A 26,687-nucleotide genomic window follows, 5' to 3' on the forward strand; every position below is an offset into this window, starting at 1 on the left:
ATCATGTTTACAGCTATCATCACAGCGTCCGTCAGGTTCCGCTGGTTCATCGTTCTTGCCGTCAGCCTCGTCGCGGCGCTGGGTCTGTTCGAACTGACCAAACTGCCGATCGACGCGGTCCCCGACATCACCAACCGTCAGGTGCAGATCACCACGGTCGCCCCCGCCCTAGCCCCCGAACAGATCGAGCGTCAGGTCACCTATCCATTGGAAACGGCCCTGGCCGGCATCCCAGGGCTGACCAGCACGCGGTCGCTATCGCGCAACGGCTTCAGCCAGATCACCGCGATCTTCACCGACCAGACGGACATCTATTTCGCGCGTCAGCAAGTCGCCGAACGTCTCGCCGCAGCGTCGGAAGGACTTCCCGAGGGCGTGGAGCCGGGCCTTTCACCCATCACCACGGGCCTCGGTGAGGTTCTGATGTGGACCGTCGACTATGTGCCCTTCAACAGCAATAACCTGTCCAAGCCCGGCCAACCCGGCTGGCAGGCCGGCGGGGCCTATCTGACCCCCGAGGGCGAGCGGCTGACCACGCCCGAGCAGCGCGCCACCTATCTGCGCACGGTCCAGGACTGGATCATCGCGCCGCAGATGCGCACCACCACCGGTCTCGCCGGGGTCGATACGGTCGGAGGCTACGTCAAGGAATACGCCGTCCGACCCAATGCGTCGCAACTGGCGGCCTATGGGCTGGGCCTCAATGATCTGGTCGAGGCGGTCGAGCGCGCTAACACCCAGGCAGGCGCGGGCTACATCCAGCGCGCGGGCGAAGCCCTGGTCGTGCGCACCGACGCCCTGGCGCTGACGATCGACGATCTGGCGCAGGCACCGGTCGTCAATCGCGGGGGTCTGGTCGTTCGGGTCGCCGATGTCGCGACGGTCGAGATCGGCCAGGCTCCGCGTCTGGGCGGCGCCAGCCGAGACGGTCACGAGGCGGTGCTCGGCACGGCGCTGATGATCGCGGGCGGCAACAGCCGCACCGTGGCTCAGGCCGCCGCCGAACGTCTGTCGGTCGTGGACGACAGTTTGCCTCCCGGTGTCGTCGCTGTGCCGGTGCTGAACCGCAGCGAACTGGTCAACTCGACCATCTCGACGGTCGCCCGCAACCTTGCCGAAGGCGCGCTGCTGGTCATCGTTGTTCTCTTCCTGCTGCTGGGCAACATTCGAGCGGCGAGCATCACCGCCTTGATGATTCCGTTGTCCTTCCTGTTCGCCGTCATCGGCATGAATCGGTTCGGTATCAGCGGTAACCTGATGAGCCTGGGCGCCCTCGACTTCGGTCTGATGGTCGATGGCGCTGTCGTGGTGATTGAGAACACCCTGCTTATGCTGACCCAGCGCCGGGCGTCTCTGGGACGGATGTTGACTCGCCATGAGCGATTGGACGTGGCGGTCCAATCCGCCCGTCAGATGGTCAAGCCGGCCGCCTTTGGACAACTGATCATCCTGCTGGTGTTCGCCCCGCTGCTGATGCTGGAAGGCGTCGAGGGCAAGACGTTCCAGCCCATGGGCGCGACCGTCATGCTGGCCTTGGTCGGCGCCTTCATCTTCTCCTTCACCTTCGTGCCCGCAATGACGGCCCTGCTCGTGCGTGAGCCCAAGTCGGTTCACATCGGTCCTGACGGTCGAGCGGTGGAACACGAGACCTGGATTCTGCGGTTCGCTCGCCGGTTCATCCAGCCTGCGATCCAGGCGGCGGTCGCACGTCCCAAGATCGTGCTGATCTCCGCCGTGGCGACCCTTGCCATCGGCGCGGTCACCTTCATGTCGCTGGGCCGAGAGTTCATTCCGACGCTCGACGAGGGCGACATCGCCATGCAGGCGCTGCGCGTGCCCTCGGCCTCGCTGGAGCAGTCCCTCGCCATGCAGATGGCTTTGGAACGCGCCATCAAGGCGCAGCCGGAGGTCGAGACCATGTTCTCGCGCACCGGCACGGCGGAGGCGGCGGTGGACCCCATGCCGCCGAACATCTCCGACAGCGTCATCGTGTTGAAGGATCGCAAGGACTGGCCCGATCCGAGCCTGGAGAAGGAGGCTTTGATCGAACGGATCGAAGGCGTTGCGGCGCTACAGATCGGTAACAACTTCGAGTTCAGCCAACCGATCGAACTGCGCTTCAACGAGTTGATCTCCGGCGTTCGCACCGATCTCGCCGTCATGGTCTATGGCGACGACTTCGAAACGCTCCAGCGCGTGGCAGATCAGGTCGCGACTTCGCTTAGGGCGACGACCGGCTCGGCGGACGTTCGGGTCGAGCAGGCTTCCGGCCTGCCCACCCTGACCGTCAGCGTCGATCGCATCGCCGCCGCCAGCTACGGCCTGTCCGCTGCAGATGTCAGCGAGGCGGTCTCGGCCGGTGTCGGTGGTGCCGAAGCCGGGCGGATCTTCGAGGGCGACCGACGCTTCGACGTCGTCGTCCGCCTGCCTGACGACGCCCGCAATGATCCGGCGTCTCTGGCGGCCCTCCCGATCGTCTCCGACACGGGGGTCATCGTACCGCTGTCCTCGGTGGCGCGCATCCAGGTCGGAGAAGGCCCGAACCAGATCAGTCGCGAGAATGGCAGCCGCCGCATGGTGGTTCAGGCCAATGTTCGCGGTCGCGATCTGGGCGGCTTCGTCACCGATGCCCAAAGCCAGGTCTCGAAGATTGACCTGCCGGCGGGCGTTTATCTGAAGTGGGGCGGGCAGTTTGAGAACCTTGAGCGTGCGGTGCAGCGCTTCGGACTCGTGATCCCGATCGTCTTCGTGCTGATCGGCGTATTGCTGTTCCTGGCGCTGGGGTCGTTCGCGGAGGCCGGCCTGGTCTTTGCCTGCGTGCCCTTGGCCCTAGTTGGCGGCGCGCTCGCGCTGCTACTGCGCGGGATGCCGTTCTCGGTCTCTGCGGCGGTGGGCTTCATCGCCGTCTCCGGTGTGGCGACCCTGAACGGCCTCGTCCTGATGCAGGCGATCCGCGAACGGCTGACGGCGGGTCTCACGCCCTATGATGCCGCCATAGAGGGCGCCTCCAGCCGCCTTCGCGCGGTGCTGACGACTGCAATGGTCGCCATCGTCGGCTTTATACCGATGGCGCTGGCGCACGGGGCCGGGGCCGAAGTCCAGAAGCCGCTGGCGACAGTGGTGATCGGGGGTCTTCTGACCGCGACCATCCTGACCTTGCTCGTTCTGCCGACCTTCGCAGCCAGGGCGGTCAAGCACAGAGCCTCGGAAGGAATGGACGATTGACGTCTCGATCCTCGGAGGACCACCAGCAGCGCCGTACGCTGCTGGTGGTCCTCATCCTCAACGCTCTGCTTTTCGTGGGTCTGGGCGCCGGCGGCATTTTCGCGGACTCCAGCGCCCTGCTGGCCAATGCGGTCGATAATGGAGCGGACTCGGTTGTCTACCTGATCAGCTTCCTGGCCGTAGGCCGAGCCTTGTCCTGGAAAAGAGGTGCAGCCCGTCTGTCCGGTGTCCTGTTGCTGCTCTTTGCCGCCGGCGTCGTTATCGACGTCGGCCGGCGATGGTGGTTCGGCGCGGAACCTGTCGGCTGGACCATGATGGGGATGGCTCTCGTCGCAGCGGTCGTGAACCTCGTTTGCCTGTTGCTGCTCAAAAGAGTCACCTCCGACGACGTCAACATGGAGGCTGCCGAAACCTTCAGTCTGAACGACTTCGCAGCGAACGGCGGGATTCTCGTCGCCGGCGGGCTTGTGCTGTGGCTCGATCAGTCGTGGCCGGACCTCGTGGTCGGACTGTTGGTCGCCGCGCTCGCGATCAAAGGCGGCGTCGAAATTTTGCAGAACGCGGCTCGCGCCGAAGACAATAAGGAGGCGGTCCGATGAGTTCGTCCGCTACCGACCATCAAGCCGGGGACGGCCACGACCATGCGAGCGAAAAGGCAGGGGCCGATCCGCATGCACACGGCGGCGTGTTCGGGCCCAACACTGAGGTGATTTTCGCCGTGGCAAGTGGCGGGGCCCTGGCCTTGGGCTTCGCCCTCGAAAAGCTCGCGGCCGGCGTCACGGCTTGGCTGCCTCTCGGTCTGTATCTGATCGCCTACGGCTTCGGCGGCTTCTTCACGGTCCGCGAGGCTTTCGAAAATCTCCGCAACAAGCGTTTCGAGATCGACACGCTGATGCTCGTGGCCGCCGCCGGGGCGGCGGCTCTCGGGGCCTGGGCGGAGGGCGCGCTGCTCCTGTTCCTGTTCAGCATCGGCCACGCCCTTGAGAACTACGCCATGGGCCGTGCCAAACGCGCGATCGAAGCCCTCGCCGACCTCGCGCCTCGCACGGCCCACGTGCGCCGCGGCGACCAGATCGTGGAAGTGCCGGTCGAGGAGGTCGAGGTCGGCGACACGGTCGTTGTGCGGCCCAACGAACGGCTGCCGGCCGACGGCTTTGTCGTGGTGGGCGCGACCAGCATCAATCAGGCCCCGGTCACCGGCGAGAGCATGCCGGTCGACAAGCAACCGGTTCCCGACGCCGCCACGGCCCGCGCGCGCCCAGCGCAGGTCGGTCCCGCCTCCATCGTCTTCGCAGGCACCATCAACGGGGCTGGCGCGATCGAGATCGAGACGACGCGCAAATCCACCGACACGACCCTGGCCAAGGTCGTCCGTATGGTGAGCGAGGCCGAAACCCAGAAGTCCCCCACCCAGCGATTTACGGACCGCTTCGAACGGATCTTCGTCCCGGTGGTCCTCGGCCTCGCCTTCATCCTGCTCTTCGCCTGGGTCGTGGTCGATGAGCCGTTCCGCGACAGCTTCTATCGGGCCATGGCGGTCCTGGTGGCGGCCAGCCCTTGCGCCCTCGCCATCGCCACGCCCAGCGCCGTTCTCTCGGGTGTCGCGCGTGCGGCCCGAGCTGGCGTCCTGATCAAGGGGGGAGCCCCCCTTGAAAACTTGGGATCGCTTAACGCCATAGCTTTCGACAAGACCGGCACCCTGACGGAGGGACGGCCTCGGATCACCGACATCGTGCCCGTGGGCGGCGCGAAGGAACTCGACCTTCTGACAACCGCCGTCGCGGTCGAGCGCCTGAGCGATCACCCCTTGGCGGAGGCCATAGCGCGTGACGGCCTGGAGCGCCTTCAAGGCACAGCGATCCCGGCTGCCTCAGACCTGCAGAGCCTGACTGGGAAGGGCGTCACCGCACGGTTCGACGACGGACAGGTGTGGATAGGCAAGCCGGAGATGTTCGGCGTGGACGGGATCAGCCCGCTCAGCAACGAGGCGCAGGCCGCTGTCACCCGCCTGAGGCTGGCCGGTCGAACCCTTATGGTCGTACGACGTGACGAACGCGATCTGGGCGTGATCGGCCTGCTGGATACGCCACGGGCCGCAGCCCGCACGACGCTCGATGCCCTGCGTGGGCTGGGCGTCTCACGAATGATCATGATCTCGGGTGATCATCAGAAGGCGGCTCAGGCCATCGCCAGCCAGGTTGGTCTGACCGAAGCCTGGGGCGATCTCATGCCCGAGGACAAGGTCGACGCCATCAAGCGGCTTCGCGCCGAGGGCAAGATCGCCATGGTGGGCGACGGCGTGAACGACGCCCCCGCCATGGCCACGGCGACCGTGGGCATCGCCATGGGCGCCGCAGGGTCCGACGTCGCGTTGGAGACCGCTGACGTCGCCCTTATGTCCGACGACCTCTCGCAACTGCCGTTTGCGGTCGGGCTGAGCCGTCGAACCCGCGGCATCATCTTGCAGAACCTGGTCGTCAGCCTCGGGGTCGTCGCCTTCCTTGTGCCCGCCACCATCTTCGGATTGGGCATCGGGCCGGCGGTGGCGATGCACGAGGGCTCGACCCTGTTGGTCGTGTTCAACGCCCTCCGGCTCCTCGGCTACCGCGACCCTACCAGCCCCGCTGGGCCTTCGAATGGCGTAGCAACCGTGGCCGCTCCAAACCTGAAGGGAACTGTCGCATGAAGCGCATCGGATGGGTTTCGGTCGTCGCCGTCTTTCTTGCGCTGTCGGCCTTCGCCTACGGCATGCTGTCGGGACGGTCGCGGCCTGACGCCGAGGCTCCCCCACCATCGGCCCAGGATGTCGGTGCTCACGACACTCAGGGCGCGAGGCCGGGGGAGGCTCCCTCGACCCAAGCCTTCCGGGAAGCGAACGACCTGATGCATCAAGGCATGGCCATCGCCTATACCGGCGACGCCGACATCGACTTCCTGCGGGGCATGATCGCGCATCACGAGGGCGCCATCGCCATGGCCAGGATCGCGGTCGCGCACGGTGAGGCCGCGGACGTCCAAAGCCTCGCCCGCGAGATCATCGCCGCCCAGGAGGCCGAGATCCTCCGGATGAGGATACTGCTGGCGCGGCACGAAGACGACCCGCCCAGTGGCGTCAGGCCCTGACGCCGTGGCAGGGAAGCGGTTCACTGTCCGGGGTCGCGACCTTCGCTGGAAGGAGGGCCGCGCAAAGACCAGGCGGTCGCGGCCGAAGGCCCCGACCAAGCCGAACCTGACCCTGGACCTGGGCGTCGCGGCGGTCGCAAGCCTGCTGGCGGCCGGCGTCGTCTTCTGCCTCGCCTTCATTCTGTCTGGATCTCACGGCGTCCCCCTGTATCTGGGCTACACCGTGATCCTGGGCGTCGTTGGCGTAGCCTCTTATGCGGTAGGACCTCGGGACCGCGGGGGTCGGATGATCGCCGGCGGAATCGGCGTGTTGTGGCTGATCGGGACGGCCGCCCTGTTCGCCGCCCGGGCCGATATCGTCATACCGGTTCATCGGCATACGACGGTCGCACAGCCCGTCATTGCGGGTACGGCGAAGGACTGATGCACCCGTCGGCCCACGTCGGGCCCGGCGCTAACCTTTCCTTGGCCGCTCCCCGCGTAAGGTCCGGCATGCTCCGCGTCGCCGAAGAGCCGATGAACCCGATTCCGCCGCGCATCGCCCGCGGCGGCTGGCTCGACGCGCTCCGCTTCATCGTCGGGGCGCTGATCATCCTCTATCATTTCCGCGAGGCCTCTCCGGTCCCGCTGCCGCAACTGCATCCGGTGTTCGACCGCGGCTATCTGCTCACCGACTTCTTCATCATCGACTCCGGTTACGTCCTGGCCCGCATCTATGGCGACCGGCTGGCCGCCGGTGAGGCCTCGCTGCGCGCCTATGCGCGCCAGCGCCTGTTGCGGGTCATTCCGGCCCACCTCGTCGTCAGCCTCATCCTCGTGGCTCTCGTCGGCGGCGCCGCGCTCGCGGGCGTCTCGCCCAGCAATCCTCAGTGGTTCGACTGGTCGCAGCTGCCGGCGCAAATGTTGCTGGTCCAGGCCTATGGCGTGCCCGGCGGACAGGGGTGGAACGCGCCGACCTGGACCCTCTCAGCCCTGATCGGCTGCTATCTCCTGTTGCCGTGGATCTGCCGCGCCCTGTGGCGCTGGCCGCCGGCCGTCGTGGTGATGGGCGCGGTGATCTTCGTCCTCGTCGCCAACCTCGCTGCCTCCCAGTGGCTGGGCGATCCCCTCTATCGCCTTCCGATGCGGTTCGGAATCCTTCGCGCCCTGCCGCTCTTCCTGCTGGGCGTCGCGGCGGCCTTCTACGGCTCGCGGGTCTATGTCGCGCCTCGCCTCGCCGGCGCAATCGGTGTCGCCGCGGGCTGCGCGCTGGTCATTCTCCAGACCTTCGGCACGTTCAGCCTGCTCGCCCTCGGTCTGATGACGGTGATCATCTGGGCCGCCGGCGCCGTACCCGTGCGCAAGCCCTCGCGTCTGATCGAACATCTCGCCCTGATGTCATTCTCGATGTTCCTGACCAATGAGGTCAGCCGCATCGTCTGGTTCGGACTGCTTGAGGCTGTCGGTCAGGACGCTCTGTCAGCGGGGGACCGCTGGGCGCTTTGGTCCGTCGGTTTCGTCGGCGCCTTCGCCGCCGCCGCAGTGTTCCGCTACGGCTTCGACCGGCCCGTCCAGACTTGGCTCAGTGCCTCGCGTCCCCCCGGGGGGAGGGCAGGTCGGTCAGGCGCCGTTGTGTCGGCCGAACACGCGGGTTGAACCGTCATTGAGGATCAGCACGGTCGTATAGGGTTCTCGCCCCGCAGCCTCCATGCCCGGCGAACCTGCCGGCATGCCGGGCGCGCTCAACGCCTTTGCGGCCGGGCGTTCGCGCAGCAGCCGAGCGACGTCGCCGGCCGGGACATGACCCTCGATCGCATAGGCGCCGACGACGGCCGTGTGGCAAGAAGCGAGCGGATCGGGAATCCCATGCTGCGCCCGGATCGGCGCCAGGTCCTCGCGCTCGACGACCTCGACGGTCCAGCCCGCCTGACGCATGTGCGCGATCCAGCCGCCACAGCAGCCGCACCAGGGCGTCTTGTAGGCGGTCATTCGCCTGGGCGGCGCCGCCAGGGCGGGAGCGGCGACCAGGACCAATCCGGGCAATGCCACGAGCATGGTGCGGCGCGAAGGTGCAGGTGCAGGTGCAGCCATGGCATGACTCTCGATCACTGAAGGATCGCCACCCTGAAGGATCCCGCGAGGTTTGGCGACGGGCAGGGTGTCGCGGGCGGTGCAGTCTCGAGTGATTGCTGTTCACCGTTCTGTGGTGACTTTAATAGGACCAGCCCGGTCTATCGCTCGCCCACACGCCGGACTGCGGCAAGACGGAGCAGATGCGACGATGACTTGAGTCTATTATGCGTAGGTCGGCAACGGCCCGCGCGCCTCAGTCTCCAAGCGACCCGGGACCGCGTGATGCAGGCTGGCGGGATGGTCTGGCGTCCGAGCCTAATCCTAAGCGATGAGAGAAGAAGACATGGCCGTGGCCAAATATACGCCCCTCGCAACCTTCCTGCGACGCCAGAAGCGCGACGAGATCGAGCTGACTTTCAGGGACATCGAACGGATTGTCGGCGGTATTCTGCCGAAGGCGGCGACCATGGACGATTGGTGGCGATGCGATCCTTCCGGACTCCAAAAACCTCAACACGTCGCCTTCGCGGACGCCGGGTTCGTCGCCGAGCCGCAGACCCGGGCCGAAACCGTCCGCTTTGTTCGAGTGACGCCCGATGGCCGAAATCCGGCTTTGGCGCTCGCGCACGAGCGAGACCCGCAGGCCTGATCTCTGTCCGCTTCCGGCGGCGCCCTTTCTGAGAGGGCTGGCCGGAAGCGAGTCAGATGCAGCCGATCAGCCGTGGTCAGCGTGCCCTTGCGGCGCCGGCGTATCCAAAGGAGACGGGGCGGGCGGCGCGGGGTCGGTTGGGGTAGGCTCGGTCTTCATCTCGTCACAGCACGTCATGGCGGCGTCGGCAGCCATGTCCTTGCAGCAGTCGCAGCCTTCGGCGGCCAGAGCCGCCCCGGCGCTCAGAGCGAGGAGCGCACCGGCGGCGGCCAGCAGGTTGGAAACTTTCATCGTCGTTCTCCTAGTGAACCATGAAGTTGACAGAGCCGGACATCTTGTGGCCGTCCGGACCTTCGGCGGCCCAGGCGGCAGCATAGGTTCCCGGTGCGAGACGCGGCAAGGCCACGCTCACGGTCGCGGCGGCTGGCGCATCTGGAGCGGTGACGACGATCGGCGCCTGGCTTTCGGCGGTGAGGGTCACGGTCTTCAGCATCATTGGGTGAGGGAAGGTCGCGCTGAACCGTTCGGGCGAACCGGATGTCATGGCGCCGTCGGCCGAGGTGGTGACGATGCCGGATGCGGCCGGAGCCTGGTGCTGCATTCCGGCGTGGCCGGCGCGCGGGTCCTGGGCGGCGGCGGCGCTCGCGAAGGCCAAAGCGGCGGTGAGGGTGAGGACGCGGATCATGGGGTAGTCTCCTTCGGTTAGAACCAGGCCTTGAGGCCGACGACGACGCGGGTGTCTTCTGCCTCGCCGCCTCGGGCGTCGATGTAGTCGGCGGTGTTTCCGAGCGCGCGGCTCCACTCGACGCCGACATAGGGGGCGAACTCCTTGCGGAATTCGTAGCGCAGTCTCAGGCCAGCCTCGATCGAAGAGAGGCCCGAGCCGATCTCCAGTTCCGGAATATCGCTGGCCGAGGCGTCGATTTCGAGGCGCGGCTGAAGGATCAGGCGCTGGGTGAGGCGCTGATCGTATTCGGCTTCGACGCGAGCGGTCAGGTCGCCTTTCGTGGACAGGAAGGCGGCCGCGTCGATTTCGAACCAATAGGGGGCCAGTCCCTGGAGTCCCAGGACCAGATGGCGGTGCGGGCGGCCCTGCTGCGCGTCGAGAGCGAGGTCCTGAAGGACCACCTCGACCACTGCGTCATGGGGGCGATGACGGGCGACGACCTCGCCGATCGACAGGCCAAGGCGAGCGAGTTGATTGAACTTCTCTGCCGCGCCTCACGCTAGCGAGGGACGGGCCCTCAGACGTCCCGTCGGAACGGTTCGGCGAGTTGCCTCAGATAGTCCCTCGGATAGTCGGGCCGACCGGACACTCCGATCTGGCCCGCCTTGGGCGTGTCGGACCCCGACCGGAACGTTCCCAGCAAATGATCCCACAGGCTGGTGAACAAGCCGAAATTGACATCGCCGTCGATCGGCGACGCAAGATGATGGTGCCGGTGCGCGGGGGCGACCGCCCAGACATAGGCCAAAGGCCCGATCTTCATGTCGACATTGGAATGCTGAAGGATCAACTGGATCGCCACGGCGAACGCTACCAGCCAGGCGACGTCCTGGGGCATGCCAAGCAGCACCAGTGGCGCTGTCCCGGCGGCAAGTTCGATCGCCTGATGAAGCGGATGCTTCAGCAAGCCGTTGAACCCATACATCCGTTCGACGGAATGATGCACGGCGTGCAACGGCCACAGCGCCGGGATGCGGTGGCTGACATAGTGGGCCAGGGTGATGCCGAAATCCGCAACCAGGATTGCGACCGTCAGCTGTCCCCACAACGGCCAGCCGGTGGGCCAGAGACCGAAATTCGGGATCAAGCCGGAGACAAGCGGCAGGGCCAGCACCGACAGGGCGATCGAGACCTCATTGACCACCGCGTGCATCAGATCGCGTCCGCGGTCTCCGTGCGAGCGGTTCCAGGCCTTCTCGTAGGGCGCAAGACGCTCAGCCACGAAGGACACGGCCAGCGCTGAGCCGAGCAGGATCGGCAGGGCCCAAAGCGGGGCACCTTTGTGGGCCAAAGTCACGGCGAACCATAGATAGCCAACAAAAAACGCGGGCGCATAAGCGAGACGGATAACAAAGCGGATCTGAGGCATCGCGAGGGCTCCTATGACGCCCAAGATGATGCGGTTCGATCGCCACCTATTGAATGAACCGATTGCCCACGGATCGCGCGACGCTTGACGCCTGCAAGGGCGTCAAGCCGAACATCCGTTTCGTGACGCGGTTCAGGTGGGCCTGATCCGCGAAGCCAGCGGCCGCTGCCGCCTCCGCCAGTCCCGCGCCCACCGCCATCTCGCGCCCGGCCCTTTGCAGCTTTCGCCACAGCAGCCATTGAGACAGCGGGGCCTGCATCTGCGCCTGAACCAGGACCCTGAGGCGCGCGGGCGACAGGCCGACCGCCAGGGCGGCCCGGGCGACGGCGCCGGGGGCCGGATCTTCGGATGCCTTCAGGAGCGCGCCTTCAAGCCGTGGATCCAGCCTTGCCTCCTCCACACCGAGCCCGCATCTCAGGCCTGCGACGATGCGGTCCGGCGGGGCCCAAGGATTAAACAGCGCCGCCAAAGACGGAGGAGCGACCGCCGCGTCGGCCGGCGCGATCAAAGCCAGAAGTCTGGACGCCAGCGTCGTATGCGTCTCCAGATACAGCAACATGACCGGCCCGCCCATGTCCGTCATCCGATGGCGCACTCGGGGACCGATGATGAGCGCCTCGCCGCTAAGGGCGCGATGGTCGTCCAGAACGGCGCGGATGCAGCCCGTGCGGGCCACGGCCAGCTGGATCGCGACATGGGCGTGCGTCACATGGTCCGCATGCGGGCCCGCATAGGCGGCCCAGCCGTCGCCAAAGGCGAAATTCGTGCTCGATGAGGCCCAGGCCATGAACTCGCAACGTTCGCGCCGGTCCCATGACCGGAGCTGATGGCAGGCGTAATCGCGCCTTCCTCCAAAATCCGCAAGCCACCCGGCATGCCCGGGACGGCGCAGATCGGTACATGCCTGGCCCCATGCGAATTAGGGCTCCACGCATCGTGGGCCTGCAGCCCCAGCTATCATAAATGACGGCGAAATGCGCCGGCGGCCGCGACCCCTCGGCGTCACATAAGGCACGACAGTTTCTGGGGCGAGTGCTAATGCGAGCCACTCACAACTGGCTTCCCCCCCCATGCAATTCCTGCTCCGTCTGCTCGCCCTGCTGTTCGCGATGGGGCTGGCCACCCCGGCTCCCGCTCAGACGCGGTCCGCCTCGGAGGCGCAGGTCGCTTGGCGGCTCCTCGACTATGTTGCGGTCGATTACGCCGGCGCGGTGGCGAATGGGCAGGTGACCAACGCGGCCGAATACGGCGAGATGGTCGAGTTCGGCGGCCAGATCCGGACGCGGCTGGACGCTCTGCCGTCCCATCCGGCCAAGGCGAGCCTGCTGCGCGATGCGGTCGCCCTGCAGGCGGCTATTCGAGACAAGCGGGCCCCGGGGGTCGTGGGGGATCAGGCCAAAGCCTTGGCCGCCGCGGTGCTGACGGCCTATCCGAGCCCACTGGCGCCGTCGTTCCCGCCTGATCTCGCCCGGGGCGCGACGCTCTATGCGGAGCACTGCTCGGTCTGCCACGGCGTTACGGGCCGCGCCGACGGACCGGGCGCCGGGGGGCTCGACCCGCCTCCGATCGCCTTCGCGGATGTGGAACGCGCCCGTCAACGCAGCGTGTTCGGCCTTTATCAGGTCATCGACCAGGGCCTCGACGGCACGGCCATGGCGAGCTTCGCCCACCTGCCGGCCGAGGACCGCTGGGCCCTGGCCTTCTATGTCGGCCGTTTCGCCTTCACCGACGCCGAAGCCGCCGAAGGCCAGCGCCTTTGGGAAAGCGATCCGGCGATCCGCGCCGCCTATCCCGATCTGGCCGCCGTCACCCTGGCCACGCCGGCGGACCTGGCCACACGCTTCGGCGAAACCAAGGCGCGCGCGGTCACGGCGTATCTGCGCCGCCATCCCGAGGCGGCGAGCCGCCCTCAAGGCTCGACCCTGACCCTGGCCCGGACGCGTCTGGCCGAAAGCGAGACCGCTTATCGCCGGGGCGACCGCAAGGCCGCCACCGATCTGGCCCTGTCGGCCTATCTCGACGGCTTCGAGCCCGTGGAACCGGCGCTCGGCGCCCGCGACGGCGCGCTGCTGCGGCGGGTCGAGACGGCCATGACCGACCTGCGCGCCTCGATCGGCAAGGGTGCTCCGGCCGAGGAGGTCGCGGACCGGATCGCGCGCCTGAACGCCCTGCTCGACACGGCCGAACGCGCGCTCGCGCCCCAGGAGGCCGACAATCTTGCCAGCTTCCTCGGCGCCTTCACCATCCTGCTGCGCGAAGGCTTGGAAGCGCTGCTCATCGTCGTGGCGATGATCGCCTTCCTCCGAAAGGCCGAACGGCCGGAGGTGCTGCGTTACGTTCACGGCGGCTGGGTGGCCGCACTGGTCGCCGGCGGCGCCACCTGGGCGGCCGCGACCTTCTTCATCTCCATCAGCGGCGCCAGCCGGGAACTCACCGAGGGCTTCGGCTCGCTTCTGGCGGCTGTCGTGCTCGTCTCCGTCGGCATCTGGATGCACGGCAAGTCGCATGCCGACGCCTGGCAGACCTATATCCGCGACAAGCTCTCCAAGGCGCTGTCGAAGCGGTCCGCATGGTTCCTGTTCCTGCTGGCCTTCGTGGTGGTCTACCGCGAGGTGTTCGAGACCATCCTCTTCTACGCGGCGATCTGGAGCCAGGGCGGCCATGTCGGCATGCTGACCGGCGCCCTTACCGCCGTGGTGATCCTGGCCGTCGTGGCCTGGGCCCTGCTGGCCTACAGCAAACGTCTGCCGATCGGCCGGTTCTTCTCGTTGAGCTCGATCCTGATGGCGGTCCTGTCGGTCGTCCTCGTTGGCAAAGGCGTGGCCGCGTTGCAGGAGGCGGGGTGGATCGACATCCACCCGGTTTCGTGGGTTCCGCGCATCGAAATCCTCGGCCTCTATCCGACGCTTGAAGGACTGGCGGTTCAATTAGGCACGGCGACTGTTCTGGTGATCGGGTTCGCGCGCGCATCTGGTCCGCGCGGCGGCGGAGCTGTGTCCCGATGACGGCTGATGTCCGTCGCGGACCTTAAGTCTCGGCATGGGTCATTCGCCAATGCTGGCGCCTTTACTGGGCGTCTGTCCTAGCACCAGGCCGACGACGAAGCATCTGACGCCGTAACGCCTCGTGAGCGTCCGCGCCCCGGACCGCCTGACATAATAGGCTGAACTGACCTTCAGTTTGCGGGTGCAAGTGCGGGCCAAAGCGCTGGTGATCGCGTGCATCGGCCCGGAAGCCCAGGACCGGCTCCGGCCGTTTCATGTACTCGGTCAACTGACCGTGGAGTGTCGCTGACGCGGGCCTGCCCGGCACACACTGCGGGTTCTTTGTGTTCATGCGCGCGTGTCGCGCCAAAACCGTCTGCGTCTTCCCGACCTCGTTGGACGAAGTACAAGGAGCCTTTCTGATCCGTAAGACGGGTCTGCGACGCGCCGGCGCAAGCTCTGGCCGGTCGTTATGCCACCCCGGGCCAACGTCTCGCAAGCGCGCCAGTGTTGAGAAAGCCGTTCGGCCGAGTGGGAGCGCGATGCCTTCCCTGTAAAGCGGGTGGACCGTTCGCGAGTGCATCCCGGGCGCCTCAAGGAGGGATTGCCTGAGTGAGCGCGTAGGGCGGGTCTTCCGCAGCCTAAAAAAGTTGCGGAGGAGCGAGGGGGCGTCCTCTTGTGCTGCGTAGTTCAAGATTGGGGGCCACAATTCGGCCGGAAAACTAACGAGGAAAAGCCTTTGGCCGACGTCTCTTTTCGAAGCCGACTTATCACGTCTTCCTTTCTGTCCGGCTTGGCGATCGCCGCTACCGCGTTGGCGGCAATGCCCGCCGCAGCGCAGGACCAAGAACCCACGGCAACTCAGTCCCCAGAAGCTGCCGTCGAAATAGACACGGTCGTCGTCACCGGCTCCCGCATCGCGCGCCAGGATTACAGCGCCAACAGCCCGATCGTCACCGTGACCCAGGAAGACTTCCGGGCGACGGGATCGGTCAACATCGAGAGCCTCATCAACGACCTGCCCCAGTTCACCGCCTTGGGGAACGCGGCTTCGAACAGTCCGAACCTGGCGGGTCAAGCCAATGTCCAACTGCGAGGGCTCGGCGCGACGCGGACGCTGGTGCTCCTTAACGGCCGCCGTATCGTGCCGTCTAACGCCTCGTCCGTCGTGGACCTGAACCTGCTGCCGACGCCGCTGATCTCCAGCATCGAGACCATCACTGGCGGCGCCTCGTCCACCTATGGATCGGACGCTGTAGGCGGTGTCCTTAACTTCCTGCTTAACCAGAACTTCGAAGGCATCCAGCTGGACCTGCAGTACGGCGCCTCGGCTCGCGGCGACGCGGGCGCGGAAGCGGTCAGCCTGACGATCGGCGGGGACATCGCCGAGGGCCGCGGGAGCGCCGTGGTTTCGGCGAGCTATTCGAACCGCGCCTCGGTCCTTAACGCCGACCGCTCATTCTCGTTGATCGGGGGTTTCGCGGGGACCTCTCCTCTGGGCTCGACGGTGTTTGACGCCACCAACCTTCCCACGGCCGTGGCCGTCAACGCCGCGGTGCCCGGGGCCGCGCGTGGCGACACCTTCGGCTTCAACAACAACGGGACGCTGTTCACCTATCAGGGCGCGCGCGACTACGTCAGCCCGGGCGGCATCGACTATGAAGGGTTCCGGACGCCGGGTCCGCTGCAGCAGACCGATTTCACCTACGCCACCGGTGACCGCAACTACATGATCATCCCGCAGACGCGCTACAATGTGTACGCCGCCGCGGACTACGAGATCACCGCAGCGGCGGAGCTCTACGCCGACTTCATGTTCTCCCAGTACGAGAGCGGCAATCAGCTCGCGTCCAATCCCGCCACGGGTCCGACCACCGGGTTCCGCATCCCGTCGACGAACCCGTTCATTCCTGCCGAGTTGCGTGGCGTGCTGAACTCCCGCCCAAATCCGGCCGGGAACTTCCGCCTCGACAAACGCTTCAACGAGCTCGGCCCGAGACGCCAGACTGAGAACTACAACGTCTATCAGATCACCACAGGACTGCGCGGTGATCTGGTCGGCGTCCGCGACTGGACGTACGATGCCTATGTCTCCTACGGGCGGGTGGACAACGGCACCGTCTACACCGGCTACCTCTCGCGCTCCGCGCTGCAGCGTCTTCTGGACGCTCCGGACGGCGGTGCGTCGATCTGCGCTGGCGGCTTCAACCCGTTCGGAACAAACCCGCTGAGCAGCGCATGCATCGGCTACGTCGGTCGTGTCGCCAAGAATACGACGACGAACGATCAGAGGGTCGCGGAGCTCAACCTGCAGGGCGGCGTCTTCACCCTGCCCGCCGGCGAAGTCCGAGCCGCCGTCGGGGCCTCCTACCGCGAGCAGAACTACGACTTTGTTCCCGACAACCTTCTGCTGAGCACCTTCACTCTGAATGGAGTCGTCGGGCCCGAACTAGCCGGAAACTCCGGCCTGCCGCTCGCGGGCTCGGATCAGGTTTCAGAACTCTACGGCGAGATCCTGATCCCGCTGCTGAGCGATTTGCCCTTCGTGCGAAACCTCGAGACCAACCTCGGCTACCGCGCCTCGGAGTACGAGACCATCGGGCGCGTGAGTTCCTACAAGGCGGATCTCAGCTGGGAGGTGGTGACCGGGCTGCGGTTCCGCGGCGGCGTTCAGCGGGCGGTCCGCGCGCCCTCGATCGGCGAACTGTTCGCAGCGCAGAATTTGAGCTTCCCGTCGATCGGAGTGCCGGTCTCCTCGACCGGTGTGCGCCAGTTCTCGGGCGACCCCTGCGACATCCGCGGGGCGTACCGTGCGCCGGGCGCGCCCGACGCCAACGCTGTGCGGGCCCTGTGCCTGGCGCAGAACGTCCCGGGCCAGGTCATCGATTCGTTCACATTCTCCAACTCGCAAGTCTCCGGGCTCACCGGCGGCAACCCTCTGCTTGAGGAGGAAACCGCTGAATCCTTCACCGTGGGCGTCACCTGGCAGTCGCAGTTCGCGAGCCCGTGGCTCAGCCGACTCTCTGCTTCGATCGACTACTATGACATCGCCATCGAACAGGTCGTCGGCACGGTCTCGACGACCGAACAACTGCGTCGTTGCTACAATCAGAACGGCACCTCGAACCCGACCTATGACCCGAACAACGTCTTCTGCCGATTGTTCAGCCGCGACCCGAACTCGGGGCAGATCACGAGCACCCTCGAAACCAACGCCAATCTCGGGACGCTGCAGACCCAGGGGATCGACTTCCAGGTCGATTGGAATCTCGATCTCGGCGACATCGGCGCGCCGGATTGGGGCGCTCTGGCGTTCAACATTACCGGCACGAAGCTTCAGGAATGGCAGCGTCAGGACATCCCTGGCGGCGCCTTCACGGATCGGAAGGGCACGGTCTCGAACAGTTTCGGCCTGACGCTGCCGGAGTGGAAATTCTTGTCGACCCTGAACTGGATCCAGGACCCCTGGAACGTCGGCGTCCGGTGGCGCTACCAGGGTTCGGTCGAGAACTTCAACAACCGCAGCCAGGTCATCGACGCCATCCACTACGTCGACCTGAATGCCTCTTTCCGGGTGAACGAGAGGGTCTCGCTCCGGGCCGGCGTGAACAATCTCACGGACGAGCAGCCGCCGGTCTATTCCCCGGCAATCGCCGCCAACACCGACCCGTCGACCTACGACCTGATCGGTCGTCGGTACTACGTCGGCCTGACCGCTCGTTTCTGAGCATGTCAGGAGGGCCACACGCTGAAGCGCCGCCGCGAGCCTCGTGCAGGCTCGAGGGGAGCGAACGGAATCCACAACCCTGCTCGGCGTACGCCGGCGGAACACCTGATCGAGTGAAGGATAGAACAACATGAGAAGACGTATTGCACTGCTGATGGCGACTGGATTTGGGCTTTTCGCGGGCGCGGCGGCCGCCCATGATTTCTTTCTGATCCCGGCGAGTTTCGTCGGTCCGAGCGGGCGACCGCTCATCGTCCATGCGACGTCCTCGTCGGACTTTCCCGCGCTCAACGTGGGTTCGCCGCGCACCCGCCTCGCCGAGGTTCGGGCGATGGTCGATGGCCGCCCGGCCACCGTCACGGTTGAAGCCCAGACGGCCCAATCCCTGCGTCTCGCCGTCTCGAGCGAAAGCACCGGGATGGCTGTCGTCGCGGTGGAGACGATCTGGGGCGAGTCGAACTGGCGGCCCGATCAGGTCGACACCTACCTCGAGGAGCATCCGTTCAAGGCCGAGGAGGTGTCTGCGGTTCGTGGAATTCTGCCCCGGGGTGCGACACTCCATGTGCAGTCTCGCCGGCTGGCCAAGACGCTCGTTTGCTTCCAGACCTGCAGCCCCGCTTCGACGGGTCCCGCAGGACTCGAGGTCGAGTTGCTCCCCGAGTTCGACGCCGGGGAGAGTTCTCCCGTGAGATTCCAACTCGTCAGGAACGGCCGCCCGCTGACAGCGCACCCGGTCACCGTGAGTTTCGGAGAGGGGGAGCGGCGCGAGGTTCTGACCGATCAGGAGGGCCGCTTGCGCCTTCCCGAGGGGGTGACCGGGCCGGTGATGCTTGTCGCGGCGACCCTGGATCGGCCGACAGAGACGGGCGGACGCTTTATCACCAACAATGCGTCGCTGACGTTCGAGGCAGCAACGCGTCGTGACGGCAGCCCCCGGTGATCTTGCGCAGCTAGACAGACGAGCGTGAGGCGACCACGACGCTCCGGCGCCAAAGCCCGCACGAGCCCTTCGCGCGACGCCCAAAGTGTTCTCAATGCGTCCCTGGAGCGAGGCTTCATCGTCTCGCTCCAGTCGGATCTAGGGACCGTTGGGCCGCGACCCGGAAGACGCGCTCGGAATCGTTGTCAGCGTCGATACGCCGGCCCCTGGCTGAGTCAGTCGTCGGGATGGCGATGACGGTGGATTTCGTCAACGAGCGAGCCAGGCCCCCGCGCCCCCGGCGCCCGCGGCCCCGGATCGTCAAGTTGTAGGTAAGCGCTCAGGACGTCGTGACTGTCTTCGAGTCGGGCATCGGCTGCCAAGCCAAGTCCGCTTTTTTGTCAAAGCGTCACCGTACCTGGAAGACAGGGGAAGGCCCAGGCCGAGTCGGGTTTCTACGTCTCCGGGCGGCTCAATACGCAACAGGCCGCCAAGGTACAAATTTCATCCCCTCAACCGCGCAAGACATTACAGAGCGCGGCTAAGCAGGACTGGTGTCGTCTTTCGATCCGAGCACCGCGACACAGCCCGCATCCTGGGTCGGCAAAGCACCAACGTCCCACGCACTGCGTTGGTCCGTCCCCTCATCGCCGGACAATGCCTCCGAGGATCAATGGGGGTAGATCGCCGTCACTTCTCCTGCTCCATCACGAACCGTCAGATCGAACTGAATGCGGTCACCGACAGTAGCCTCCTGCAATGCAGCCGGCGATGCCTTGAACTTCATGGTCATTGCGGGCCATCCGATCGAACGGATTGGTTCGTGGTTAATGGTGATCGTCGCCGCCGCCGGGTCCACGGCCGTGATAACGCCCGCACCATCTGCCGTTCGCGAGCCGGCGCCCGGGGACGACGATGCGCCACCCGCCTCAATGCTTGCCCTCGGTGATCCGGGCTCGGCCATCGGCATCGCCGGGGTTTCGGGCTCCGCCTGCTGGCCGCAGGCGGCCATAACAGCAGCAAGGCCGGTCAGCAGGATTATGCGGCGCTTCATTGTGTGTCTCCTCGAAGGACTGGGGTCGAACGGAACCTGCGGCCTCTTAGAAGAAGAAAGCCTGCGGGGATAACGAGCATGGAGAGCAAAGGCGCCGTGATCATGCCGCCGATAACCGGGGCGGCGATCCGGGTCATGACTTCTGACCCCGCGCCGTGGCCGATCAGGATCGGGAACAGACCGCCCAGGATCACCGCGACCGTCATCGCCTTGGGCCGAACCCGCAGCAGCGCGCCGTCGCGAACGGCCTCTTCGACCTGTTCCCGGTCCGGGTCAGGCCCCCGGTCTCTGAGAGCGTGCTTGAGATAGATCAGCATCACCACGCCGAACTCGGCCGAAAGGCCGGCCAGGGCGATGAAACCCACGCCGGTCGCGACCGACTGGTCGAAGCCCATCAGATAGAGCAGCCAGAATCCGCCGGTGAGGGCGAACGGCAGGGTGCCCATGATCAGCAGTGCTTCGTCGAAGCGACCGAAGGTCAGATAGAGCAGGATGAAGATGATCACGAGCGTGGCCGGAACCACGATCTTCAGCCGCTCGGCCGCCCGTTCGAGATATTCGAACTGGCCCGAGTAGGCGATGCTGACGCCCGGCGCGAGTTCCACCTCGCTGGCGACGGCCTGACGCAGATCGGCGACGACGGACGCCAGATCGCGGCCGCGCACGTCGACATAGACCCAGGTGGTTAGTCTGCCGTTCTCGGATTTCAGCATCGGAGGGCCGTCCGCGATCTGGATATCGGCGACCGTGCCCAGGGTGATCTGCTGACCCGACGGCGTCAGAACCGGCAGGGCGCGCAGTTGCTCCAGGCTGTCGCGCAGTTCTCTGGGATAGCGGACGCTGATCGGATAGCGGGCGAGCCCCTCCACCGTCTGACCGATCGTCTCCCCGCCCACAGCCCCCGAGACGATCGACTGGATATCGGCGATGTTCAGGCCGTAGCGGCCCGCCGCCTCTCGGTCGATGTCGATGTCGACATAGCGCCCGCCGGTCAGGCGTTCGGCCAGGGCCGAGGTCACGCCCGGCACGGTCTTGGCGACCTCGGCCACCTGGGCCGCGATACGGTCCATCGCGGCCAGGTCAGCGCCGGAGACCTTGACGCCGACGGGGCTCTTGATGCCCGTCGCCAGCATGTCGATGCGATTGCGGATGGGAGGCACCCAGACGTTGGACAATCCGGGAACCTGAACCGCGCGATCAAGCTCCTCGACCAGTTTCTCCGGGGTCATGCCGGGCCGCCATTCATCGCGAGGCTTGAACTGAATGGTGGTCTCGAACATCTCAAGCGGAGCCGGGTCCGTGGCCGTCTCCGCCCGGCCCGCCTTGCCGAATACGGTCGCCACTTCGGGCACGGTTCGGATCATCCTGTCGGTCTGCTGCAGCAGTTCCGCGGCCTTGGCCGGGGACAGGCCCGGCAGGGCCGAGGGCATATAAAGCAGGTCGCCCTCGTCCATCGCCGGCATAAACTCGCCGCCGAGCTGGCTAAGGGGCCAGGCCGTGGTGGCGAATACCAGCAAGGCGGCCACCAAGGTCTTCCTGGGATGCCGTAGCACCCAGTCCAGCGGCCCCCTATAGATGTGGGTCAGCCAGCGGTTGATCGGATTGCTCTGTTCGGCCGGGATTCTTCCCCGGATCAGATAGCCCATCAGAACCGGCACGAGCGTGATCGACAGGATCGCCGCGGCCGCCATCGCATAGCTCTTGGTGAAGGCCAGCGGCGCGAACAGCCGGCCCTCCTGGGCCTGTAGGCTGAACACTGGAATGAACGAGAGGGTGATGATCAACAGGCTGAGGAACAGCGCGGGTCCGACTTCCACGGCCGCCTCGGTGATGACCTTCCACCGGTCCTCGCCGACGAGCTTGTGGTCCGGGTGGTCGTGTTCCCATCGCTCGATATGCTTGTGGGCGTTCTCGATCATGACCACCGCCGCATCGACCATGGCCCCGATGGCGATGGCGATGCCGCCCAGCGACATGATGTTGGCGTTCACGCCCTGAAGATTCATGATCAGGAAGGCCGCCAGCACGCCCAGCGGCAGGGTCAGGATGGCGACTAGCGCCGACCGGGCGTGCCAGAGGAACAGGCCGCAGACGAGGGCGACGACAATGAACTCCTCGATCAGCTTGCCGCTCAGATTGTCGATCGCCCGGTCGATGAGCAGCGACCGATCGTAGGTCGTCACCACCTCTACGCCCGGCGGCAATCCGGCCTTGAGTATCTGGAGTTTTTCAGCGACCGCCGCGATCGTCGCGCGGGCGTTTGCACCGGACCGCAGGATGACGACGCCGCCGGCGACCTCGCCTTCGCCGTTCAGCTCCGCTATGCCGCGCCGCATCTCCGGGCCGATCTGGATGGTCGCGACGTCTCCGAGGCTGATCGGAACCCCTCCAGCCCCCGTGCGAAGCGGCACGGCCCGGAAGTCGTCGAGCTCGGTCAGATAGCCGTTGGCGCGCACCATGTATTCGGCCTCGGCGAGCTGGAGCACCGAGCCGCCCGTCTCGCCGTTGGCGCGCTGGAGCGCTTCCACCACCGCCTGATGGGTGATGCCGTATGACGCGAGCCTGACGGGGTCGAGCACGACCTGGTATTGCCGCACCATGCCGCCCAGGCTGGCGACCTCGGCGACCCCCCGCACGGTTTTCAGCTCGTACCGGAGGAACCAATCCTGCAGGCTTCGCAACTGCGCCAGGTCGGTGCGGCCAGTGCGGTCCACCAGGGCGTATTCATAGACCCAGCCCACGCTGGTGGCGTCCGGACCCAGCGCAGGTTGGGCGGTCGCGGGAAGCCGCGCCTGGACTTGGCTAAGGTATTCCAAGACCCGCGAGCGCGCCCAGTAGAGGTCCGTTCCATCCTCGAACAGCACATAGACGAAGCTGTCGCCGAAGAAGGAATAACCCCGAACCGTTCGCGCGCCGGGCACCGACAGCATGGTGGTCGCCAAAGGATAGGTGACCTGGTTCTCGACGATCTGGGGGGCCTGCCCTGGATAGCTGGTGCGGATGATGACCTGCACGTCCGACAGGTCCGGCAGGGCGTCGACCGGCGTGGTGCGAACAGCGAAGAGGCCGGCGGCGAGCAGGGCGAGGGCGGCCACAAGGATGAGGAAGCGTCCCTTGACCGAGGCGCGTATGATCGCGGCGATCATCGCCCAGACCTCCCGCGCTGAGCGGGCGCGGCCATGGATTCGCCCGTTTGGGCGGCGGCGGCAGGCCGGCCGACCGTCGGCGACGCCGGGGCGCGCGCGGGCCCGGAAGTCTCGCCGATCGGCCGCGCCGCGACGCCTGACAGGCTGGCTTCGGAATCGATCAGGAACTGCCCCGACGCGACGATCCGTTCCCCTTCCCTGAGACCGGCGAGGATCTCGGTCTGCCCCCCGGCTTCCCGTCCGATCCGGACCTGGGCCGGTTGATAGCGGCCCTCCGGCAGGGCTAGCATGACGATGTCACGTTCTCCGGTCCGGATCACCGCCTCGGTCGGCACGATCAGATCCGACGTCGAACCGCCGCCGAAGGTGACCCGACCGAACATGCCGGGGCGCAGACGCCCCCCTCTATTGGCCATTTCGATCCGTCCGGTGACCGTGCGGCTGTCGCCGACGAGTTCCGGCAACAGGGTGGTCAGGCGGCCCGTGAACGGCTCGCCCGGGAAGGCGGCCAGGGCCACCTCGACAGACTTCCCAACCCTCAGCTGGCTCGCCAGGGCCTCCGGGATGGCGGCGTTGATCCAGACGGTGCTCAGGCCGTTGATCTCGGCCAGGGTCATGCCCTGGGCGACGCTCATGCCGGCGCGCACGCCCAGCGTCTTGATCACGCCGCCGGTGGGCGTCGAGATGGTGATGGTGTTCCGCGCCCGCCCGCTGCGCTCGACCGACGTGATCAGGCTCTCGGACATGCCCATCAGCACTAGTCGCTGCCGCGCCGCCTGGACTAGGGGCGTATTGCCGGTGCGCCGCACGGCCAGATATTCCGTCTGGGCTCCTCCCCAGGACGGAATGAGCAAATCGACCAGGGGCGCGCCCGCGGCGATCACGTCGCCCGGCGCGCGGTTGTAGACCCGCTGCACGAAGCCGTCCGCGCGCGACTGGACCACGGCGATGTCCCGTTCGTTGTATTCGACCACCGCTGTGGCGCTGAGATCGCCCTCGAGAACGCCACGGCGGGCTGTGGCATACCGGACCCCCAGATTCTGGCTCAGCGCCGGATCGATCCGGACGCCCGGGGTGGCGTTGGTTCCCCCCTCATCCGCATATTTGGGGATGGTATCCATGTTCATCGACGACTTCCCCGGTCCCGGGTATCGTTCGTTCGGAACCATGGGATCGTACCAGTAGAGGATCTCGCGCTCCCCTCCTCCCTCGGCGGTCCCGTCGGCGGCCCCGTCCAGGCGCGGGGCGATGACGACGCCGGCCCCGACGCCGACCCCGACCAGAAGAAGCGCGCCCATGGCGATGCCCAGGCGTCTGTTGCGAAGGGCGTTCATCGGTCGGTGTTCCCATAGGTGAGACTGATCTGGACCACCTGGCGCATCACGGCGGCCTCGCGATCGAGCGTGTCGAGCCGGGCGTTCGCCACGGCGGTGAAGGCTTCGAGAACTTCAACGATGCCCGCCCTGCCCGCCGCATAGCTCGCGGTTTCGAGATCGGAACGCTGAAGGACGTTGGGCAGAACGACGTCGCGCGACCGGAGCCATTGATCCTTGGCCGTCGCGTGTTCGGCCAAGGCGCTCCTCAGCGAAGCAGTCAACAGACGCTCGGCGTCCTGACGCTCGGCGGTGACCCGCAGCGCGTCAGCGGCGCGCGCCGCGATGACGGGATCCTGCCTCTGCCCCGGAAAGATCGGCAGCCGCACGCTCGCGCCGACGGAGAACAAGTCGCCGAACCGCTCGTCGCGGCGGCCATAGCTGGCCTCGAACGACCAGTCCGGCCGACGTCCTGCGCGCGCCAGATCGACCTCGGCGTCGGCGCGCCGCGCCGCGGCGCCATAGACGCGCACGGCCGGCAGCCGGGCGATGCCGTCCCGCAAGGCGGCCAGGTCGAGATCGTCTTGCGGCGGCGCGCCCGCCGTTTCGGGATCGTTATCGCCCGTCCAGCGCGCCAGCTCAGACCGGGCCTTCTCCAAGTCGGCGACGAGCCGGCTGCGGCGATCGTCCAAATTAGCCTTGAGCTGGACCGGACCGAGGGCGTTCGCCGACCGATAGGCGCCCGATGCGACTCCGGCGGGCGCGGTGTTCCACAGCGGCTCAAGGGTTTTCAGAACGTCATCCAGGGCCGCGAGGCGGCGTTCGGCGTAGAAGAGGTCGATCCAGGCCAGTCCCGTTGCGATCTGGACCTCCCGCCGCGCGACGGACTCCTCGGCGCCGGCGATGCCGATCTGCGCCTCGGCGATGTCTCGCTCAGCGCGACGGCGCGCGCGGCTCGGCACGTCCTGCTCGACGCCGATCCTGAGCATGGTGAAGTCGTCCTGGTCGAATTGGCCCGTGAACGGCCCGGTCACCGGAAACCCGTCGAGGCCGAACGTGAGACGCGGATCCGGCAGCCGGCCGGCGGCCCGCGCCGCCGCACGCGCGGCGTCCACCCCCAGGGCGCTGGCTCTGAGGCCGGGCGCTCCGGCCGCCGCGCGGGCCAGGGCCTCGTCGAAGGTCTGGGGGTCGGCCTTGGAAGGCGCGGTCCAGACGCTCACGAGCAAAATGGAAGCCGGGAGGATCGCCCAGCTTGCGATCAGAGCACGGCGCGCGGACGGCGCCGAAACCTCGGCGCGTCGCGTTAGGACGCGCGGCCGGCGGACACGGGGCGGCGGACACGCAGACGCGCGTATCGCCGACCTCAAACGAATGGTCATGGAATTCCTCGAAACCACTTGACCCGCCTTGAGGGCGGGACATCGGCGAAGGGCTCGGATCGATCGATCGGCGGTCGCCCGCGCAACGGCGCTCACGGCCTTCGATCAGCGGAAGCGGTCTACGCCAGCCGTTTCGGCGGATTCTTCAGTGGAAGCGGGCCTGCGCCCTCTCGCACGACATCGACGGCTGCGAACCGGAGTCCCCGCGGAGCCGAAGGCCGTTGAACGGTCGGCGCCGGCGGCATGGGCGCCGCGACGGCGGCGCAGCCCATCTTGGCGATGCAGTCGGGCGTCATCTCGTCGCAAGGGCTAGTAGCGCCGCCGGAAGGCCCGTCCGCCATCACCATCATCTCGGCGCAATCCATGTCCGCCATGCCGCCCGTCGCTTCGAATACCTGGAACGGCGTGGCGTGCGCGGACGACTGGCCGACGAAGCCGGCCACCGCCAGGGCGAACAGAAGGGTGCGGACGAGGTTCCACATGCGCGGTCATCCCACGCCCGTCGGCCGGCCGTGTCAAGCGACCGACGGGCTGGCGTCGGGCGCGCGCAACGCAATGCTCCGGATCAGCGCGCGCCCGCCCGCAGTTCGAACGAGGGATTCAACCCCGGCGCCCGTATAACTCATTGAACCCCTCTGGTTTCGGAGCCTCCCTATGACCACTCGCAAAATCCTTTCCGTCGTCGGCGCGGTCGGCGCCCTGCTGTTGGGGGCGACGCAGGCTGCCGCCCACGCGCGCGTCGTCGCCTCCAACCCGGCGGCGAGCGCGAGCATCGCCTCGCCGCGTTCGCTGACGGTCACCTTCAGCGAACGCGTCGTTCCCGCTTTCTCGGGCCTCGAGGTCGTGAACGCCGCCGGTGCCAAATTCCCGGTCGCGACCACCGTCTCCGATGACGGCATGACCGTTTCGGGACGGACGGCGCGACCGCTCGCGGCCGGCGCCTACAGCCTCAACTGGCATGCCGCCTCCGCCGACGGCCACCGTATGACCGGCGCCATCGCCTTCACGGTACGCTGACCC

At 66.7% G+C, this 26,687-nt stretch carries 23 protein-coding genes; 12 read left to right on the forward strand and 11 right to left on the reverse strand.

Features of this window, described 5'->3' with window-relative positions; genetic code table 11:
• Positions 1-3: 3 nt before the first annotated feature.
• The 6 genes from O5K39_RS02485 (at position 4) to O5K39_RS02510 (ending at position 7,983) form a co-directional block, all read left to right on the forward strand.
• Positions 4-3,225 (forward strand): CusA/CzcA family heavy metal efflux RND transporter, encoded by a 3,222-nt coding sequence (locus O5K39_RS02485; protein ID WP_271145731.1) that lies wholly within the window; start codon positions 4-6, stop codon positions 3,223-3,225.
• The gene (locus tag O5K39_RS02490) at positions 3,222-3,824 is read left to right on the forward strand and encodes a cation transporter (protein ID WP_271145732.1); all 603 of its coding nucleotides are present in this window, start codon (positions 3,222-3,224) and stop codon (positions 3,822-3,824) included. The genes O5K39_RS02485 and O5K39_RS02490 overlap by 4 nt, the downstream gene beginning before the upstream one ends.
• Positions 3,821-5,911, forward strand: a complete 2,091-nt coding sequence (locus tag O5K39_RS02495) for a heavy metal translocating P-type ATPase (RefSeq protein WP_271145733.1) — start codon at positions 3,821-3,823, stop codon at positions 5,909-5,911. Before O5K39_RS02490 ends, O5K39_RS02495 begins: the two co-directional genes overlap by 4 nt.
• Complete coding sequence (locus tag O5K39_RS02500; protein WP_271145734.1) at positions 5,908-6,348, forward strand: DUF305 domain-containing protein; 441 nt, start codon at positions 5,908-5,910, stop codon at positions 6,346-6,348. The genes O5K39_RS02495 and O5K39_RS02500 overlap by 4 nt, the downstream gene beginning before the upstream one ends.
• Complete coding sequence (locus O5K39_RS02505) at positions 6,332-6,772, forward strand: hypothetical protein (protein ID WP_271145735.1); 441 nt, start codon at positions 6,332-6,334, stop codon at positions 6,770-6,772. The genes O5K39_RS02500 and O5K39_RS02505 overlap by 17 nt, the downstream gene beginning before the upstream one ends.
• Positions 6,773-6,840: 68 nt before the next feature.
• Entirely contained in the window at positions 6,841-7,983 is a 1,143-nt protein-coding gene (locus tag O5K39_RS02510) for an acyltransferase (protein ID WP_271145736.1), read from the forward strand.
• Here O5K39_RS02510 and O5K39_RS02515 read toward each other — a convergent pair.
• Positions 7,948-8,418, reverse strand: coding sequence for a DUF411 domain-containing protein (locus O5K39_RS02515; RefSeq protein ID WP_271145737.1), 471 nt, complete (start codon positions 8,416-8,418; stop codon positions 7,948-7,950). The genes O5K39_RS02510 and O5K39_RS02515 overlap by 36 nt on opposite strands.
• Positions 8,419-8,743: 325 nt before the next feature.
• On the opposite strand from O5K39_RS02515, the gene O5K39_RS02520 reads away from it, so the two are divergent.
• A complete protein-coding gene (locus O5K39_RS02520; RefSeq protein ID WP_271145738.1) occupies positions 8,744-9,049 on the forward strand; it encodes a toxin-antitoxin system, antitoxin component in 306 nt (101 codons plus the stop codon).
• A gap of 66 nt (positions 9,050-9,115) precedes the next feature.
• On the opposite strand, the gene O5K39_RS02525 is transcribed toward O5K39_RS02520, so the two are convergent.
• From O5K39_RS02525 to O5K39_RS02535, 3 genes are read right to left on the reverse strand one after another with little or no spacing between them, the layout of a single operon-like run.
• Positions 9,116-9,340 carry an ammonium transporter family protein gene (locus tag O5K39_RS02525; protein WP_271145739.1) on the reverse strand — a complete coding sequence of 75 codons (225 nt, stop codon included), beginning with the start codon at positions 9,338-9,340 and terminating at the stop codon, positions 9,116-9,118.
• A gap of 10 nt (positions 9,341-9,350) precedes the next feature.
• Positions 9,351-9,734 (reverse strand): copper resistance protein CopC, encoded by a 384-nt coding sequence (locus tag O5K39_RS02530; protein WP_271145740.1) that lies wholly within the window; start codon positions 9,732-9,734, stop codon positions 9,351-9,353.
• A 17-nt stretch (positions 9,735-9,751) separates the two neighbouring features.
• Positions 9,752-10,186, reverse strand: coding sequence for a copper resistance protein B (locus O5K39_RS02535; protein ID WP_271145741.1), 435 nt, complete (start codon positions 10,184-10,186; stop codon positions 9,752-9,754).
• Between O5K39_RS02535 and O5K39_RS02540 the strand changes: the two genes are divergently transcribed.
• Positions 10,124-10,279, forward strand: a complete 156-nt coding sequence (locus O5K39_RS02540) for a metal-sensing transcriptional repressor (protein WP_271145742.1) — start codon at positions 10,124-10,126, stop codon at positions 10,277-10,279. The two genes, O5K39_RS02535 and O5K39_RS02540, sit on opposite strands and share 63 nt — an antisense overlap.
• Before the next feature lie 14 nt (positions 10,280-10,293).
• Here O5K39_RS02540 and O5K39_RS02545 read toward each other — a convergent pair whose 3' ends face one another.
• Positions 10,294-11,145, reverse strand: a complete 852-nt coding sequence (locus O5K39_RS02545; RefSeq protein WP_271145743.1) for a sterol desaturase family protein — start codon at positions 11,143-11,145, stop codon at positions 10,294-10,296.
• A gap of 46 nt (positions 11,146-11,191) precedes the next feature.
• Complete coding sequence (locus O5K39_RS02550; RefSeq protein WP_271145744.1) at positions 11,192-11,932, reverse strand: helix-turn-helix domain-containing protein; 741 nt, start codon at positions 11,930-11,932, stop codon at positions 11,192-11,194.
• A gap of 283 nt (positions 11,933-12,215) precedes the next feature.
• Between O5K39_RS02550 and O5K39_RS02555 the strand changes: the two genes are divergently transcribed.
• The 3 genes from O5K39_RS02555 to O5K39_RS02565 all read left to right on the forward strand — a co-directional run bounded on the left by O5K39_RS02555 (position 12,216) and on the right by O5K39_RS02565 (position 18,796).
• Positions 12,216-14,150 (forward strand): FTR1 family protein, encoded by a 1,935-nt coding sequence (locus tag O5K39_RS02555; protein WP_271145745.1) that lies wholly within the window; start codon positions 12,216-12,218, stop codon positions 14,148-14,150.
• An 802-nt stretch (positions 14,151-14,952) separates the two neighbouring features.
• Entirely contained in the window at positions 14,953-17,856 is a 2,904-nt protein-coding gene (locus O5K39_RS02560) for a TonB-dependent receptor (RefSeq protein ID WP_271145746.1), read from the forward strand.
• 130 nt (positions 17,857-17,986) lie between these two features.
• Positions 17,987-18,796: a DUF4198 domain-containing protein gene (locus tag O5K39_RS02565; RefSeq protein ID WP_271145747.1), complete on the forward strand. Its 810-nt coding sequence runs from the start codon at positions 17,987-17,989 to the stop codon at positions 18,794-18,796.
• A gap of 649 nt (positions 18,797-19,445) precedes the next feature.
• Here O5K39_RS02565 and O5K39_RS02570 read toward each other — a convergent pair.
• The 5 genes from O5K39_RS02570 to O5K39_RS02590 form a co-directional block, all read right to left on the reverse strand.
• Positions 19,446-19,829 carry a copper-binding protein gene (locus tag O5K39_RS02570; protein ID WP_271145748.1) on the reverse strand — a complete coding sequence of 128 codons (384 nt, stop codon included), beginning with the start codon at positions 19,827-19,829 and terminating at the stop codon, positions 19,446-19,448.
• Positions 19,826-22,975, reverse strand: a complete 3,150-nt coding sequence (locus O5K39_RS02575) for an efflux RND transporter permease subunit (protein ID WP_271145749.1) — start codon at positions 22,973-22,975, stop codon at positions 19,826-19,828. The genes O5K39_RS02570 and O5K39_RS02575 overlap by 4 nt, the downstream gene beginning before the upstream one ends.
• Positions 22,972-24,309, reverse strand: a complete 1,338-nt coding sequence (locus O5K39_RS02580; RefSeq protein ID WP_088582515.1) for an efflux RND transporter periplasmic adaptor subunit — start codon at positions 24,307-24,309, stop codon at positions 22,972-22,974. The genes O5K39_RS02575 and O5K39_RS02580 overlap by 4 nt, the downstream gene beginning before the upstream one ends.
• Positions 24,306-25,508, reverse strand: a complete 1,203-nt coding sequence (locus O5K39_RS02585; protein WP_240612157.1) for a TolC family protein — start codon at positions 25,506-25,508, stop codon at positions 24,306-24,308. Before O5K39_RS02585 ends, O5K39_RS02580 begins: the two co-directional genes overlap by 4 nt.
• Positions 25,509-25,786: 278 nt before the next feature.
• Entirely contained in the window at positions 25,787-26,149 is a 363-nt protein-coding gene (locus tag O5K39_RS02590; protein WP_088582514.1) for a hypothetical protein, read from the reverse strand.
• A gap of 172 nt (positions 26,150-26,321) precedes the next feature.
• Here O5K39_RS02590 and copC point away from each other — a divergent pair, with 172 nt between their 5' ends.
• Positions 26,322-26,684: a copper homeostasis periplasmic binding protein CopC gene (copC, locus tag O5K39_RS02595; protein ID WP_088582513.1), complete on the forward strand. Its 363-nt coding sequence runs from the start codon at positions 26,322-26,324 to the stop codon at positions 26,682-26,684.
• Positions 26,685-26,687 lie beyond the last annotated feature (3 nt).

This window comes from Brevundimonas sp. NIBR10, assembly GCF_027912515.1.
Lineage (GTDB): Bacteria > Pseudomonadota > Alphaproteobacteria > Caulobacterales > Caulobacteraceae > Brevundimonas.

What these genes read in the sequence shown, in the direction of transcription:
- O5K39_RS02485 (WP_271145731.1), top strand. Translation starts at nt 4, where the DNA reads ATGTTTACAGCTATCATCACAGCGTCCGTCAGGTTCCGCTGGTTCATC.
- O5K39_RS02495 (WP_271145733.1), top strand. Translation starts at nt 3,821, where the DNA reads ATGAGTTCGTCCGCTACCGACCATCAAGCCGGGGACGGCCACGACCAT.
- O5K39_RS02500 (WP_271145734.1), top strand. Translation starts at nt 5,908, where the DNA reads ATGAAGCGCATCGGATGGGTTTCGGTCGTCGCCGTCTTTCTTGCGCTG.
- O5K39_RS02510 (WP_271145736.1), top strand. Translation starts at nt 6,841, where the DNA reads ATGCTCCGCGTCGCCGAAGAGCCGATGAACCCGATTCCGCCGCGCATC.
- O5K39_RS02515 (WP_271145737.1), bottom strand. Translation starts at nt 8,418, where the DNA reads ATGGCTGCACCTGCACCTGCACCTTCGCGCCGCACCATGCTCGTGGCA.
- O5K39_RS02520 (WP_271145738.1), top strand. Translation starts at nt 8,744, where the DNA reads ATGGCCGTGGCCAAATATACGCCCCTCGCAACCTTCCTGCGACGCCAG.
- O5K39_RS02525 (WP_271145739.1), bottom strand. Translation starts at nt 9,340, where the DNA reads ATGAAAGTTTCCAACCTGCTGGCCGCCGCCGGTGCGCTCCTCGCTCTG.
- O5K39_RS02530 (WP_271145740.1), bottom strand. Translation starts at nt 9,734, where the DNA reads ATGATCCGCGTCCTCACCCTCACCGCCGCTTTGGCCTTCGCGAGCGCC.
- O5K39_RS02540 (WP_271145742.1), top strand. Translation starts at nt 10,124, where the DNA reads ATGGCGGTGCGGGCGGCCCTGCTGCGCGTCGAGAGCGAGGTCCTGAAG.
- O5K39_RS02545 (WP_271145743.1), bottom strand. Translation starts at nt 11,145, where the DNA reads ATGCCTCAGATCCGCTTTGTTATCCGTCTCGCTTATGCGCCCGCGTTT.
- O5K39_RS02550 (WP_271145744.1), bottom strand. Translation starts at nt 11,932, where the DNA reads ATGGCCTGGGCCTCATCGAGCACGAATTTCGCCTTTGGCGACGGCTGG.
- O5K39_RS02555 (WP_271145745.1), top strand. Translation starts at nt 12,216, where the DNA reads ATGCAATTCCTGCTCCGTCTGCTCGCCCTGCTGTTCGCGATGGGGCTG.
- O5K39_RS02560 (WP_271145746.1), top strand. Translation starts at nt 14,953, where the DNA reads ATGCCCGCCGCAGCGCAGGACCAAGAACCCACGGCAACTCAGTCCCCA.
- O5K39_RS02565 (WP_271145747.1), top strand. Translation starts at nt 17,987, where the DNA reads ATGAGAAGACGTATTGCACTGCTGATGGCGACTGGATTTGGGCTTTTC.
- O5K39_RS02570 (WP_271145748.1), bottom strand. Translation starts at nt 19,829, where the DNA reads ATGAAGCGCCGCATAATCCTGCTGACCGGCCTTGCTGCTGTTATGGCC.
- O5K39_RS02575 (WP_271145749.1), bottom strand. Translation starts at nt 22,975, where the DNA reads ATGATCGCCGCGATCATACGCGCCTCGGTCAAGGGACGCTTCCTCATC.
- O5K39_RS02580 (WP_088582515.1), bottom strand. Translation starts at nt 24,309, where the DNA reads ATGAACGCCCTTCGCAACAGACGCCTGGGCATCGCCATGGGCGCGCTT.
- O5K39_RS02590 (WP_088582514.1), bottom strand. Translation starts at nt 26,149, where the DNA reads ATGTGGAACCTCGTCCGCACCCTTCTGTTCGCCCTGGCGGTGGCCGGC.
- copC (WP_088582513.1), top strand. Translation starts at nt 26,322, where the DNA reads ATGACCACTCGCAAAATCCTTTCCGTCGTCGGCGCGGTCGGCGCCCTG.